The following is a 12,410-nucleotide window of genomic DNA, read 5'->3' as shown; positions in this document are numbered from 1 at the left end:
CGCAAACTTAACCAAAAACTCAACCAGAAACTCAAAATGAAGAAAAAAGCAGTTATAGCGCATATTCACAGTCGCATCACCAAACTTGCGAAGGGTGCGATCGAACGCGGAGACATTCTCACTTGCGATCGCATCTCCGACAGCTCTTACTTAATCAAGCGTTCTGTGCCTGATAAAAATGACGGCAAACCACAGACTACCAAATATACTACCGTCGCTGCTGCTAGCCTGCTTTATCTTCTCAATTCCTACGCTTTAGCTAATTCCATAGACACAGAAACAAAAACAAAATAATGCTTCGCTGTAAGGGAGTGTTCTGTTTTTGTTTCTGTGTCTAAATGCAAAACCATTCAGCTACCTTCAGAACACCGCAAACCTGGTCAGAAGAAGATATCTATTATCTTTCAAAAGTTGAAAAGATACTAGATGTAAATGCGATCGTAGAAACGCTTAAATCTCGCTGCATCTGTGACTGTCAGATGTACGACGATTCTGATGTCAAATTAGCGTTTGTGCGTTGGTTTCAAGCCAAAATTGAATACATGAGCAACGATATTTACAATGTCGTTGAAGCTGATGATAACGTTTTCCAACTTAATTTGCCTCCTCTCTGAACTGAGAAATGAAAACAAAAGTACCCCTCGTGAAGGCTTCGCCGGGGGGTACTGATTTCTACTCTATTCCTCTGTCAAAGGTAACAAATATGTCCATCCAATCTTTCACTACTCTATCACAAACTGGTCAACAATTAGTAATCGATTCTGAAACTGTTGAGACTCTAGTTCCTGCAAAAGCATCAGACCGGATGCTTCTAGAAGCGATCGGCAAACTAATTAATCTGGATGAAATCGTCGATCGGCTTCAAGCTTTGGATCATCAGCAATGTAGCTTATTTACGGCTGACCAAGTTAAGTTTGCTTTCCTCAAATGGATTGAGAATCATCTTGAGTCGATCGAAATGCAGCCTGAATGGTTCATTAACAAGGATTTCAAGCATTTCGATCGACATCTGCCATTTGATGATTTGCAAGATGCAATAGAGTTGCGAGAGTACGATCCAGAATCTATCTATGAAGAAATCGGTGTTGCTCACGAAGCTGGATTATTTGATTCGCCACTTGAAGATGATTTCGAGGGAACACCTCAAGAAGCAGCCATAAACGCTCTTAGTTGGTAGCTTTCTAGCACAGAGACACAAAAAAAGCGGTTAGCGTAGGACTAACCGCTTTGAGTTTAGTTACAGATTCAGTTCAGGTATTTTCACCTCACAATTCTAACATGAAACATCTCCAAAGAATTGCTGAAATTCGCAATCAAATTGAAAGATTAAAAGTTGAAGCTGATGCGATCGAACCGGATGCTATTCTTGAAGCTTTCGAGATTATTGAGTCTAAAAAATCTCGCAAAAACGTTGTCTATAATGACGAGAATGCGAAAATCATCATCCAGCTCAGAACTCGGTACGATGACAAAAACCTTACTGTTACTCGATTGGATGAAGACATCAACCGCGAATACGAGAAACTGTGTCGATCGAACGCAACTGCCATCGAAACTAGCCAAGCTTACATTAATGATTTGCAAGAAATGCTTACAGAAGCAGAAACAAAACATGAAGCACTTCTCGCTTCTGTGTACTTAGAAACGTTGCGGAAACAGCGGGCGGTCGCACTCAATAAAACTGAGCATAAAGTTCCAAGTTTAGCGGTTTATGTTCACTACCTAAAGTCTTAAAATAAACCTAAAGCGATCGTACTTTTAAAGTGCTTCGCTTTAGGATATTGATTTCTTTCGTAAGTTTGTACAATGGCAAAAATCATAATCAATGAATCCAGTTTTCAGGTAGAACCCTTTGTCCGCTACAAAGAAAATCGAGTCAAAGGACACTTTACTTTACAGAATCAAGAATTTCCTTCACTGAACATGGCGATCGTAAAGATGAATCACCTAACTTTAACGCTCGATTCGGTACTTGCTCGATTGCCAATAACAGAAATCTGGGGATTTGTCCTTAATGATTCTGGCGGAACGCTTTCAACTTTAATCACAGTTAAGCGTGATTTACCAGCGATCGAACCTGGCAAAATCTATGAATTAGGCTTTCTACCATTTAAGACTGACATAGGGAAAGGCTTCATGCTAAATGCTTTTACTCGCAATCCTGTGAATAATACCGAAAAGTATGCTTTAGAAGCTGCTGACGATATCCTTAACTGTGAAATAGATTTTTGTCATGATAAAAAATTAAATCAAGTAGTCATTTAACTTTGGCGTACTTTGCGATTATATTGACCGATCGCAAGCTACCCTAAAGTTAATAGATATACCCAAACTGAGCGTAATGCTTCGCTGAAAGGTATTGAGTTTTAGTAATAGAAACTCAAACAGAAACAGAAACAAAAACAAACCAAAAGCAGAAACAAAACCAGAAACAATCATGGAAAACCCAATCATCATAGACGGATTCGCTTTTCGCATTCCCACCATTCCTAGCCGTTACAGAGCCAACTGTAGTAAAGAATTCGGAATGTTCGTTACCGGAGACACCAAAGGAATGAACAGCAGTAAAGCCGAGAAAGCTGGACTGACCCGTGGTGAATTTGTAGAAATGGCAATCTGTGCGATCGGACAGAAAACGCTAACTTTCAAGCCTCACTATGAAAATGAGCAATTCACCGAAATCTGGGGCATCCCAGTAGCCGGGGGAATGAAAACTCATTTCCATGAAAAATGTAGCGAACTTTCAACTTTCTTAATTCATCGTCAATCACAAGACAAAATGAAAGGCTTAGTCGAATGTTTTGGGCGAGAGGCATTCAATTCTTGGGTTGCTGAAGGTATGCAAGGCGACCACAGCGAATATGCACTCAACAAAGCATCAGACGCTTATTTCGCAAACATTTTCCGCTTCGAGATGGTGCAAAGTGAAGGTAATCATGGCCCTTACTACTACTTAGCCATCACCACTCGTCTGATCAGAAATCCTTTTGAAGAGGCTGCCGTAAAAGCTGCTCGTATGATTTTTGAAGATGAGAAAAACGGTATCCGTCATTGCAGCGATCCTCGACTGATTGAGAATCAGGCAATGTGTTTGGGTTCTGCTTCTGATTCGGGTTTAGCTCTTGCAGCGGGGAACGGCGCTGAAGTTGTTGAAGCTGAACAACCTGCAAAACTACTTAAAGGCAAATAATCCACGATTCAGGGGAATATTCCCCTGAATTTCTTCAGTTCGATCGTCCTTACTCAGAGCGATCGAACTGTTCCACTCAAACTCTATCTACTCGTTCTCTGCCAAAATGTGATGCTGAAAACAATCAAAGTAACTAGCCCAACAGGTAATGAACGACACATTATTAAGTTGTTCAAAGGATATGTGGTGGATTTTCTCAAAAAAGCTGTTGCTGTTGCCGAAGAAAACGGTCAACAGTTTTTACCTCAATTTCAAAATTCTGACTGGCAATGGGTAACAGATTCCTCTCCCGCTGAATTAGTCGAAACAGTGTCTTGGGCATGGCACAGTCGATCGAACGGGGATGGAGCCGATGGAGATTGCACTATCTATCTCAAGTCTGAGCAAGGCATCCGCAGCCACACCACAGAAAGATTGCTTGAAGGTAATGCCGTCTATGACCTGGATATCACCGTAACCAGCTAGTTTCTCATTTCTACACAAGCGCGCGTTAAGTAACACGCGCGCGTGATTACCCAACATCTAAAACACATTATGAGCAATATTCAGTGGACTGGCATCACGGCTAACCCCATCCATTTGGTCAAAGCCGATGGCAAACACGGCGGACACTGGTGCCATAAAATCAGCCCAGGATGCCTTCATTGTTATGCCGAAACAATGAATCTAAGTAACTACTTCATCTTTGCCAGTGGCTTAGCCTACAGCGGGACAGTTCCTGTCAACATGGTTTTCTCCTCAATCATCATGGAGAAGCTGGTGAAAACGAAGAAAGGTGAGAGAATTTTCATCTTCTCCATGACTGATTGCTTCGGGGATTGGATCAGTGATGATACGTTGGATTTAGCTTTTGCTTATATGGTGGTAGCGTCCCAGCACACCTTCCAAATTCTCACAAAACGCCCGGAGCGGATGCCGGACTATTTTCGATCGGCAAAAGAACCCATCAGAAAACACGTTGAGGATTTGAGACGGGAACTGAAATTACCCCCGGCAGAGTTTGTGTGGCCGATTCCGAATCTCTGGCTTGGCACGACGATCGAGAACCAAGACTGTACTAAAAGAATTCCTTACCTTTTAGAAACAGAATCAGTAATTTGGTTTCTGAGCTGTGAGCCTTTACTAGAACGGGTAACGATTAAGAAAGAATGGCTAGATCAAATCGACCAAGTAATTATCGGCGGTGAATCCGGGCCCGGTGCGCGTCCCTGTGACCTTGACTGGATTCGATTCATGGTCACGCAATGTCAAAGTGCTGAAGATGTGGCGATATTTGTCAAACAACTTGGCTCAAACCCCATCCTCAGCGCCTGCTATATCGACGGAGTAGCAACTACTTACCAAAAACTGAAGCTTAAAGATAAAAAGGGCGGGACGATCGAAGAATTTCCCGAAGATGTGAGATTTCGTCAGTTTCCTGTTCCGAGACAAATGTTGTCGTCTTCTCTCTCTCTCTAATCCTGCCTGAGAAAAAACCTCTGACCTGTGCCAATGGTTCGTCAGAGGTTTTTCTTTTAGCTACTGCCTACTCAACAAATATGACACTCACAAAAATCGGCGGACAAAAAATCGCTGCTGGCAAAATTGGAATTTCTGTTGAAGAATATCAGCAAAATCTTAAGTCTGGTCTGAAATGGTGTTTTTCTTGCAAAACATGGTTAAAGGTCAGCTTGTTTAACCAAAGTAAAAATGCGCGCGACGGGAAAGATAACCGTTGCCGAAGCTGTCGGAGAGCCTTTGATCGCCGAAGGTATCAGCCTATTCCGTAGCTTGCGGGCGCGTAGCGCATCGGTATAAGTAAACCGCGAGGCTTTCCCCCGGTTCCCGGCAGAGATGGCGACAAAAACCAAGCCCGCAACCGGGTGAATTACGCAGTCTCCCGCAATAAATTACCGCGTGCACGTAATATCTCCTGTGTTGATTGTGGTCATTTAGCGTCAGATCGACTCCATGAATATGACCACTATAAGGGCTACGATGCCATCAACCATTTAGAAGTCGAATGTGTTTGCGTTCGCTGCCATATCGTAGCTTGCGGGGCGCGTAGCGCCATCGGAAACGGCAACGGAAACAGGAAAGGCAATATCACAAACACATCAGTCCTGGTAAATAGTGCTTCGCTGTAAAATTGTAAGTTTTCTGGACAAATAATATGGCGATTCGCATTCCCAACAAAAATGGTAAGTTCTCTGACCCTGACCCGGAACCTAAGTCGGAGTTAGAGTCAGAGCCTTCTAATTCAAAGCCAAAAGAGTCAATGTTTGCCAAATTTACAGCGAAACTATCCTGGGAAACTAAGAATGTTGAGCCTGAGTTGGATGAACTCTTTCCTTATTACAAAGACTACTGCTATATCTTTCTAACTCCTAACTGTGATGAAGAGTATGTAGGAGAAGGCTATGGAATCTATCGAGATTGCTTAGACAAATACGATGAAATTGGTCGGCGGTTGGCAAAAATGTGGCCGATCGATCAAGTAACCGAAGACAGAAAAATCAATCACAACAGTCGTGGTAAATAGTTATGGCAATTCGCATTCCGCATAAAAATGACAAGTTTCGTGACCCTGAGCCTAAGCCTGAGTCTAATCCTGAGTCTAATCCTGAGTCTACTTCTGATTCTGGATTTGATGTAGACTTAGTATTTCAGAAACTAACAGCTAAACTTCGCTGGGAACAGAAACATATTAAGCCCATATTGGGTGAAATGTACCCTTCTTATGACGATCGATGTTATATCTTTCTAACCTTTGGATGTGATGAAGGATATGTGGGCAAAGGTTATGGCTTTTATCATTCTCGTATGGAAGAGTATGAGGAAATTGGTCGGCGTTTGGCTAAGCTGTGGCCGATTGAAGAAGAAACAGAAGAGAGAAAAGTAAATCACTACAGTCGTAGATGTAAGTAGTGCTTCGCTGTAGGGTAGTGATTTCTAGGAACAGTAATATGTCACTACCCTATCTCACAAAAATCGACGATTCCAAGCATTCTTTTATCCATCCTTCAGCCATCCAATATGATCGACCAGCGGTAAGATTAGCTAATCGACTACGTTGGGATAGATTGAATATTGAACCAGAGCTACAAAGACTTTTTCGCTATTATCGTAACACCTGTTCTCTTGCGGACAGAACCCAGGGATTTGAAGCTGCTAAGTCTCCCGAAACTTACGATGAAATCGGTCAATTGTTAGCCAAGATGTGGCCGATCGATCAACTTACAGAAGTCAAGCAACTGAATTATTACAGTCGTAGGTGCTTCGCTGTAGAGGGGTAGTGTTTAGCTAATTGTTGACCAATGGACATTGAGACTTTAGAATTTTTGGGACAAAACACCCAACAACAGTATCAAAAACTAACAGCGAAAGCTTTGTTTGAGATGGAATATATTGAGCCATATTTAGGCTCAATATTATTCCCTTATTACAGCCACTACTGCGTTATCTCGGTACTCGGCATTAACTATTCTCACTACCGCTTTGGATTTTATGATAGCGGTAGTCATGTCGATCGATACGATCGAATTGCCATGCTTCTTAAAAGAATCTAACAAATCATCCGAAAAATTGACTGTTACATCGTGTTCATATAACAGTCAATTAAATCAAAACATCAAGTCAATTAATTGTACCCTAAATCTATGCAAGTATTTCTCACCGGAACCGAAAGACTTGAGAAAATGAACGAGGAAATGTGGACGCGAATTCACAATATCATCAAGCTCAATGCTACAATTTTAATCGGGAATTATCGCGGTTTTGATCAGTTAGCATTAACATTTTTAAATGTTTTGGAATATCCTAACGTTAAAGTTTATGAAGCGGGAAGCGGTATAGGTTTTGGATATCCAATCATTGATGCAGGTCGATATCCACGTCAAGATATCCTAATGAGTCGATCGGCAGATTATATGTTGGCAGTTCATGACGGTCTTAGCTATGGAGTTAAAGCCAATTTAAGACGGATGCCAGCGGAGAAAACTCGAATCATTTACGTTAACATTTGAAATCAATCATGAAACTAAAATCAATCATTTTTGACGAAAAAAATCCTAATCGCGATCGCAGCCTGAAAATCTTTGAGGAAATCCAGAAAGATTTGCTTAAAGAAATCAGAGGCGATCGCACCTATAAAATGCCTCCGAACTACATCAACTGGCATACTTTGAGCGGAATTGTCTCGGTAGCTTTGTCAAGTTGCGGTTCTGAATATGCGAAAGTTGATATTTCAGCATTTATTCATAGCTACCGAACAGCTCTTTGGTTTATCAAAGATGCTCCTATTTATTGCTTGACTGAGCAATTAATTACAGCGTTCGATCGAACCGATGCGCTTGCTAAACCTGGTATCCTTGCAGGCTGGCTACCGTCCTTACCGACTTTTCTCTTAGCCATACCTAAAGGATTTATCCACACACCGGACGGCGGTGAAGTGGATTATCTCACAATCTCTTGTAGCGATTGTGAACATCCTGAGTGGAATTCTGGTAGCTGGCACAACATTCAAATTAAACCGTTTTCGCTAGAACACAATCTATATTTTCAGATTTGCACCGTAGATTCATTAGAAACTGTCTGGACTTCAGGAACTGCGGTCAAAGCTGACGGTAGTTTGATTTACGATGAAAATGAGAGTTTGGGTAAACATACAATATCGATCGATGATAAAGCTTTCCTCCAACGCATCAGAAACTTAGTAATCAATGTGTTGTTGGCTCTGGAATTTTCACCAGATTTATTGATGTCCGTTACTGAATCTGAAATCAAGAGAAAAAATAAAGGATTCCAGCCTATCAATTGCACTTTTTCTAATGTCAGATATCCCCGATGGTTGGGTAAAAATTATCAACCTTTCTCGGTAATATCCGCAGACAAAAAAACTCATTTCTCTCCGTGTACTCACTGGAGACGAGGACATTGGAGGATGTTAGAATCAGGTGAGGGTAAGCGCTGGCGAGATAGTAAACGGCTTTGGATCGAACCTGTTTTAGTCAATTCTCCATAGCCTTAATTAAGCCTTAAAATTAAATTACAATAGATAAAATACTTTTGAGGCTACCATGATAACACCAGGAACTGTCTATAACTGCTTTTCTAAATTGGTATTTGATGGTGATACTTTATTGCTAGATTCTCAAGGTGCAGAACTAAGAGTAAGATTGCGGTGGATAGATTCACCTGAATCTCAAAAAAATGGGCAAACTAGCACCGACCCCGGAATACTTAAACACTGGGAATGGGCACAAAAAGCTAAGACAGCTTTGATGAATTATGTAGCAGGAAAATCAATAATCACGGTTCCGATCGAGAAAGATATATACGATCGCTGGGTATGCGATTGTTACTTTGACAAAATATCGGCAGCAACCAACATACAAATTCAGTTATGCAAAACTGGAATGGCAGTTACTTATATGCCATTTAATCGCTTTGCCTACAATACCCGCGAATTGACTGTACTCAGAGGTGTCATTACAGAAACTGCTGCTGCTAATCGTAAAAAATTAGGGCTTTGGTCAGAGCCTGACCTAATTCTTCCTTACGAGTTCAAAAAGTTAAATCTATCCTGAAAAACAATGCAATTAGCTGAAAAAATTGTTAACTATATGAAAGCCAAAAATTACCAATTGGCTACACGAGCGGGAGAAAAAAACATAATTTATGTGGAAGGGATGAACCCGGACGGAACCCTCAATGCCGATACTCCAAATCATTTCAATGATGCCCGACTGCTTTTAGTTTTTTATGATGGATTGCCCCAGATCGAAGGTGCTTGGGAAGCCACAACCGAACCGGGCTACTACTACACCGACAATCCGATGAACCCTAACGGTGCCGCTAGAATTGCCTTTAGGCAGTATCGAGCTTGGCAAGTCGGCCTTCACGGTTACTCTCACCCGCACGAAGCTCTTATCCAGGTTGCGCCTGTTCGCGTTTACCGAGATTGGAACCGGGACATGATGAGGACTGGGGATGCGATCGATGAAGGTTACTTCGGCATAAATCAGCACCACGGGTACGGCCACCCTAAGAACGACATTTACACCGCCGGAGCTGGATGTTTTGTAGGTCGCGATCCTGACGAACACTTTGATTTTATGGATCGCGTCAAGTCTGACCCACGGTATATTGCTGACCCAAATTTTGTATTTCCAACAACTATCATTCCAGGTGACAAACTCTAATCTATGGAAAAATGAAGCAAGAAACGCTTGATTATGTTGCGGGTTCGATCGGTATTATTGCAACCATCTCAACTTATATTTTTTGGCTAGCATCTCGACAAATTAAGGTTGATTTAGTCTACAAAATTGATAAGTTTTGTCACAACTTTAGCAAAAAACAAGAAAGCGATACGATATCTACTGCGTTTAAATTACGGCGCTGGCAAGATATGAATAAACTTCGATGGATAACTTTAGAATGTAGAATGGAGGCTATTGAAAAAAAATTGGATATTGGCTCGTGCAATATAATTGAATCGCTCGAAAGACAATTTGACGATGAAGATGAAGACTAAATTACTCTAGAAAACTATGAAGTTTAAAAAACCTACTCAGGATCAATTAGATATTTTGTCAACTATTTTCGGAGGGATCGCAGGCATCGCAGAATTGCTTATCGCTTGTAAACGTGTTAGTAATGAAGACGGTCAGCTTGTTGCTGGGCTTGCATTAATTGTTTGGAGTTTTTTTAGCAATAAACCACCTCGCATTGTTAAGCTCAGAGGATTTCCAAAATTACTAGATGAATTGACGGAGGAATAGTATCACTAAGATTCCTGTCAAAATACCTAATAGAAAAAACAAAACTGCTAACTGATCCATAAATCTCATAGTAAAATCACAACTTAAAATGATTTTACTATGAGATTTACTTTTGGGTCATTATGGATTATTAATTTTATCCGATATAACCTTTGTTGTTCCTACGGCTCCGCCAACCAAACCTATGATTAGTCCAGCAGTAAAAGTGTCTGCTGGATTTGCAGACTTTGTGCGCTTCAATTCTTGACTTGCTTGATGCGCGTCCTCTTTTAATTCTTGCATTACATTGGGGACAACTTCAGCAGTTGTGAGTATGGCTGTTGTCAATGTTCCCGCCAAAAATACTGATTCGCCTGGGGTTGGTTTACGCATTTTTTCTCCTAGTTTTGTTGGATTGATGTACTACAATCGAATTGACAAATAATTGGAATTACCTCTTTTCCAAGTAATTCTTGAATTTAGCAATTAGAGAGGGTGTGCCGTACTTCATTACTATGTACTGAAAACACTTTTTTCCTACATCTGAATAACTTCGAGGCTTCCTTCTTCCCTGGGTGAAACCCAAACCAATTTGTATGAGTTTGCTGGCACTTGTATATTTATCGGATAATTCCAAAATGCGCTCAAAAACTGCTGTTTCTGACTCATTTGGCAGTAATCTTGCGAAATCTTCGGCATCCCAGATAACTGGATAATCCTCTCTGGGTAAGGCTTTTGGAATTATCTCGCTTTTGATAAGGTTATCTAAAGCTGATAATTCTTCACTTGAGTTATCTGCTGAATTATCTGGTAAATTATCTGACTTTTGGCTGGCTTGCGATCGGTGTAAGTCTATTTGTCGAGCGAGTTCTTCAGTGGTTGATTCTGCTAACCAATAATCCCACGATACTGACTGATTTAATGCCCGATTTAGTTTGTCTATGTCCGATTCTATGTCCGATTCTATGTCCGATTGTATTTCAGGTAGTCTCTCAGATTGTAGTTCACTTTTTGTGTTGTGCAAGCTAAGGTTTAAATCAGGTTTCTGGTCAACTTCTGAATTACTAATAACTTGATTGTCCGACTCTGAACTAAAGCCATTAAATAACTCATAGACCCATTCAGGGCGTATCCAGTACGGCAAAATAGAAATAGGTAAATCTTTGATGCACTCTCCCTCTTCATCTTTGATGCCCGAAATAGTTCCTTTGAAAAGTGGCTGATATTTGCTGTCCGATCGTAACTGTAGTTTGATAACTCCTGAGTTAACAGATTTACTAAAACCATCACCACCGCCGAAAGCAGCATTAGTATCATTATGAGCAATGAAGATAGGCGCTTCTTTGCCTTTGCGAGGGTCGCCAACAACTTTTCTGGTTAGTTTGCTGGCAGGTTCCGCCGTACCTTCTTCAAAGCCATATTGTGTCATCTCATCAAAGATAGAAGTCAGCCAATCATCCTTCAGAGTTCTGACTTTGAATCGATCGTACATAGCGTTAAGTTGTGCGCCAACTTCCTCAAAGTTTTGATTTGCGCCGTAGCCGGGAACGCCTAGCTTAACTAGAGTTTTCCAGCATTCATCATAATTTTGATGAAAGTGAGGGTCAGCGATCGAGATGATTTTGTGACCATACAAATAATGCCGGCACAGTGCTAAAAAAGCTGCGAAGTAACTTTTAAAGCTACCCATATCCCCATAAATTAGGATGGGTTTGTGCATCAGTTGTGCAATCCATCCGCCTTCATGCTCCTCAATCAATTTCAACAGCTTCGATCGGGCAGCAGCTATATACTCCGCTCTCTTCTCTTCTACTGTTTTCTCTCTTGCTGCACCCCCCGGAACACTATCAACAACAGAATCAGAAATGGAATCTGTTTCTGTTTCTGACTGAGAATCAAAAACTGTTTTTGTTTCTGGTGTTGGGGGTTGTGAACTTTTGAGAAGATGCTCAAGAATGGTGGGGTGATCGTGAGCCATGACCCGGACATAATTTTGCTGAGTCTCGGCTTTGTAGACCTCAACAGAGGCATTAGCCCGAAGCTTCTCTTTGACCACTACCTCCTCAACTAGAACCTCGGTGAGGGCGGAATTAACAGCAGCATCAAGAGCTAGTTGTTTCAGTCGCTGCTCAAACTCCCAGAGCTCTTGCCGTTCCAGTTGCTCCTTTTTTTTCTGGCTGTCGTGCCAGCCGAAATATCCGCAGCCGATCGCAGCAACAGAGCTGGCTTGCCGAACTCCCACCCAGCGATCGAAAGGAAGCGGCATCAATGCCAGCGCCAAAGAGCAAAATGCTCCGAAAAATGACCCGATCGTTACCCTGTTACCCATGACTCATGACTCCTATCCTTTACCCAATCCCCAATACCCAAAATCCAATACCCAAAATCCAATACCTGATGCCCATGCCCGATGCGCGCGATTTCCGATCCGATGCCCGATGACTGATGACCGATGACTAATGACTGATGAGTGATGA

Annotated in this window: 21 protein-coding genes; 19 read left to right on the top strand and 2 right to left on the bottom strand. The window is 41.6% G+C overall.

From position 1 onward, the window contains the following. Positions 1–36: 36 nt before the first annotated feature. The 19 genes from QT979_RS13460 to QT979_RS13370 all read left to right on the top strand — a co-directional run bounded on the left by QT979_RS13460 (position 37) and on the right by QT979_RS13370 (position 9,954). Positions 37–294 (top strand): hypothetical protein, encoded by a 258-nt coding sequence (locus QT979_RS13460; protein WP_333107496.1) that lies wholly within the window; start codon positions 37–39, stop codon positions 292–294. 44 nt (positions 295–338) lie between these two features. Then, the gene (locus tag QT979_RS13455; protein ID WP_333310465.1) at positions 339–614 is read left to right on the top strand and encodes a hypothetical protein; all 276 of its coding nucleotides are present in this window, start codon (positions 339–341) and stop codon (positions 612–614) included. Positions 615–622: 8 nt separating this feature from the next. Further along, positions 623–1,177 carry a hypothetical protein gene (locus QT979_RS13450; protein WP_333107498.1) on the top strand — a complete coding sequence of 185 codons (555 nt, stop codon included), beginning with the start codon at positions 623–625 and terminating at the stop codon, positions 1,175–1,177. A 101-nt stretch (positions 1,178–1,278) separates the two neighbouring features. Then, complete coding sequence (locus QT979_RS13445; protein WP_333299268.1) at positions 1,279–1,734, top strand: hypothetical protein; 456 nt, start codon at positions 1,279–1,281, stop codon at positions 1,732–1,734. 72 nt (positions 1,735–1,806) lie between these two features. Next, positions 1,807–2,265, top strand: a complete 459-nt coding sequence (locus QT979_RS13440) for a hypothetical protein (RefSeq protein ID WP_333310463.1) — start codon at positions 1,807–1,809, stop codon at positions 2,263–2,265. A 172-nt stretch (positions 2,266–2,437) separates the two neighbouring features. Then, positions 2,438–3,190: a hypothetical protein gene (locus QT979_RS13435; RefSeq protein ID WP_333310461.1), complete on the top strand. Its 753-nt coding sequence runs from the start codon at positions 2,438–2,440 to the stop codon at positions 3,188–3,190. Positions 3,191–3,301: 111 nt separating this feature from the next. Then, positions 3,302–3,655, top strand: coding sequence for a hypothetical protein (locus QT979_RS13430; protein WP_333107503.1), 354 nt, complete (start codon positions 3,302–3,304; stop codon positions 3,653–3,655). Positions 3,656–3,724: 69 nt separating this feature from the next. Continuing rightward, a complete protein-coding gene (locus QT979_RS13425) occupies positions 3,725–4,648 on the top strand; it encodes a DUF5131 family protein (RefSeq protein ID WP_333310459.1) in 924 nt (307 codons plus the stop codon). An 80-nt stretch (positions 4,649–4,728) separates the two neighbouring features. Next, positions 4,729–4,959 (top strand): hypothetical protein, encoded by a 231-nt coding sequence (locus QT979_RS13420; protein ID WP_333107505.1) that lies wholly within the window; start codon positions 4,729–4,731, stop codon positions 4,957–4,959. A gap of 383 nt (positions 4,960–5,342) precedes the next feature. After that, complete coding sequence (locus QT979_RS13415; protein ID WP_333310457.1) at positions 5,343–5,711, top strand: hypothetical protein; 369 nt, start codon at positions 5,343–5,345, stop codon at positions 5,709–5,711. Positions 5,712–5,713: 2 nt separating this feature from the next. After that, positions 5,714–6,097, top strand: a complete 384-nt coding sequence (locus tag QT979_RS13410) for a hypothetical protein (RefSeq protein ID WP_333310456.1) — start codon at positions 5,714–5,716, stop codon at positions 6,095–6,097. A 38-nt stretch (positions 6,098–6,135) separates the two neighbouring features. Beyond that, the gene (locus QT979_RS13405; RefSeq protein ID WP_333310454.1) at positions 6,136–6,465 is read left to right on the top strand and encodes a hypothetical protein; all 330 of its coding nucleotides are present in this window, start codon (positions 6,136–6,138) and stop codon (positions 6,463–6,465) included. Positions 6,466–6,486: 21 nt separating this feature from the next. Beyond that, positions 6,487–6,738, top strand: a complete 252-nt coding sequence (locus tag QT979_RS13400) for a hypothetical protein (protein ID WP_333310452.1) — start codon at positions 6,487–6,489, stop codon at positions 6,736–6,738. A 75-nt stretch (positions 6,739–6,813) separates the two neighbouring features. After that, positions 6,814–7,194, top strand: coding sequence for a hypothetical protein (locus QT979_RS13395; protein WP_333310450.1), 381 nt, complete (start codon positions 6,814–6,816; stop codon positions 7,192–7,194). Positions 7,195–7,202: 8 nt separating this feature from the next. Beyond that, positions 7,203–8,192 carry a hypothetical protein gene (locus QT979_RS13390; RefSeq protein ID WP_333310448.1) on the top strand — a complete coding sequence of 330 codons (990 nt, stop codon included), beginning with the start codon at positions 7,203–7,205 and terminating at the stop codon, positions 8,190–8,192. Positions 8,193–8,247: 55 nt separating this feature from the next. Then, positions 8,248–8,757 (top strand): thermonuclease family protein, encoded by a 510-nt coding sequence (locus tag QT979_RS13385; RefSeq protein WP_333310446.1) that lies wholly within the window; start codon positions 8,248–8,250, stop codon positions 8,755–8,757. A 6-nt stretch (positions 8,758–8,763) separates the two neighbouring features. After that, positions 8,764–9,372 carry a hypothetical protein gene (locus QT979_RS13380; protein WP_333310444.1) on the top strand — a complete coding sequence of 203 codons (609 nt, stop codon included), beginning with the start codon at positions 8,764–8,766 and terminating at the stop codon, positions 9,370–9,372. An 11-nt stretch (positions 9,373–9,383) separates the two neighbouring features. Continuing rightward, positions 9,384–9,707 (top strand): hypothetical protein, encoded by a 324-nt coding sequence (locus QT979_RS13375; RefSeq protein ID WP_333310442.1) that lies wholly within the window; start codon positions 9,384–9,386, stop codon positions 9,705–9,707. Between the two features lie 16 nt (positions 9,708–9,723). After that, a complete protein-coding gene (locus QT979_RS13370) occupies positions 9,724–9,954 on the top strand; it encodes a hypothetical protein (protein WP_333106795.1) in 231 nt (76 codons plus the stop codon). Between the two features lie 120 nt (positions 9,955–10,074). Here QT979_RS13370 and QT979_RS13365 read toward each other — a convergent pair whose 3' ends face one another. Further along, positions 10,075–10,326, bottom strand: a complete 252-nt coding sequence (locus QT979_RS13365) for a hypothetical protein (RefSeq protein WP_333310440.1) — start codon at positions 10,324–10,326, stop codon at positions 10,075–10,077. A gap of 58 nt (positions 10,327–10,384) precedes the next feature. Next, positions 10,385–12,262 carry a hypothetical protein gene (locus QT979_RS13360; RefSeq protein WP_333310438.1) on the bottom strand — a complete coding sequence of 626 codons (1,878 nt, stop codon included), beginning with the start codon at positions 12,260–12,262 and terminating at the stop codon, positions 10,385–10,387. Positions 12,263–12,410: the final 148 nt, after the last annotated feature.

Source organism: Microcoleus sp. w2-18bC1 (genome assembly GCF_036700365.1).
In the GTDB taxonomy this organism is placed as follows: domain Bacteria; phylum Cyanobacteriota; class Cyanobacteriia; order Cyanobacteriales; family Microcoleaceae; genus Microcoleus.
This window is presented reverse-complemented; position numbering and strand designations above follow the sequence as displayed.

Bases quoted from the DNA above. Each gene is read 5' to 3' on its own strand.
- QT979_RS13365 (WP_333310440.1), bottom strand. From the start codon at position 10,326: ATGCGTAAACCAACCCCAGGCGAATCAGTATTTTTGGCGGGAACATTG.
- QT979_RS13460 (WP_333107496.1), top strand. From the start codon at position 37: ATGAAGAAAAAAGCAGTTATAGCGCATATTCACAGTCGCATCACCAAA.
- QT979_RS13425 (WP_333310459.1), top strand. From the start codon at position 3,725: ATGAGCAATATTCAGTGGACTGGCATCACGGCTAACCCCATCCATTTG.
- QT979_RS13455 (WP_333310465.1), top strand. From the start codon at position 339: ATGCAAAACCATTCAGCTACCTTCAGAACACCGCAAACCTGGTCAGAA.
- QT979_RS13400 (WP_333310452.1), top strand. From the start codon at position 6,487: ATGGACATTGAGACTTTAGAATTTTTGGGACAAAACACCCAACAACAG.
- QT979_RS13375 (WP_333310442.1), top strand. From the start codon at position 9,384: ATGAAGCAAGAAACGCTTGATTATGTTGCGGGTTCGATCGGTATTATT.
- QT979_RS13380 (WP_333310444.1), top strand. From the start codon at position 8,764: ATGCAATTAGCTGAAAAAATTGTTAACTATATGAAAGCCAAAAATTAC.
- QT979_RS13440 (WP_333310463.1), top strand. From the start codon at position 1,807: ATGGCAAAAATCATAATCAATGAATCCAGTTTTCAGGTAGAACCCTTT.
- QT979_RS13370 (WP_333106795.1), top strand. From the start codon at position 9,724: ATGAAGTTTAAAAAACCTACTCAGGATCAATTAGATATTTTGTCAACT.
- QT979_RS13430 (WP_333107503.1), top strand. From the start codon at position 3,302: ATGCTGAAAACAATCAAAGTAACTAGCCCAACAGGTAATGAACGACAC.
- QT979_RS13385 (WP_333310446.1), top strand. From the start codon at position 8,248: ATGATAACACCAGGAACTGTCTATAACTGCTTTTCTAAATTGGTATTT.
- QT979_RS13450 (WP_333107498.1), top strand. From the start codon at position 623: ATGAAAACAAAAGTACCCCTCGTGAAGGCTTCGCCGGGGGGTACTGAT.
- QT979_RS13405 (WP_333310454.1), top strand. From the start codon at position 6,136: ATGTCACTACCCTATCTCACAAAAATCGACGATTCCAAGCATTCTTTT.
- QT979_RS13420 (WP_333107505.1), top strand. From the start codon at position 4,729: ATGACACTCACAAAAATCGGCGGACAAAAAATCGCTGCTGGCAAAATT.
- QT979_RS13410 (WP_333310456.1), top strand. From the start codon at position 5,714: ATGGCAATTCGCATTCCGCATAAAAATGACAAGTTTCGTGACCCTGAG.
- QT979_RS13360 (WP_333310438.1), bottom strand. From the start codon at position 12,262: ATGGGTAACAGGGTAACGATCGGGTCATTTTTCGGAGCATTTTGCTCT.
- QT979_RS13445 (WP_333299268.1), top strand. From the start codon at position 1,279: ATGAAACATCTCCAAAGAATTGCTGAAATTCGCAATCAAATTGAAAGA.
- QT979_RS13415 (WP_333310457.1), top strand. From the start codon at position 5,343: ATGGCGATTCGCATTCCCAACAAAAATGGTAAGTTCTCTGACCCTGAC.
- QT979_RS13390 (WP_333310448.1), top strand. From the start codon at position 7,203: ATGAAACTAAAATCAATCATTTTTGACGAAAAAAATCCTAATCGCGAT.
- QT979_RS13435 (WP_333310461.1), top strand. From the start codon at position 2,438: ATGGAAAACCCAATCATCATAGACGGATTCGCTTTTCGCATTCCCACC.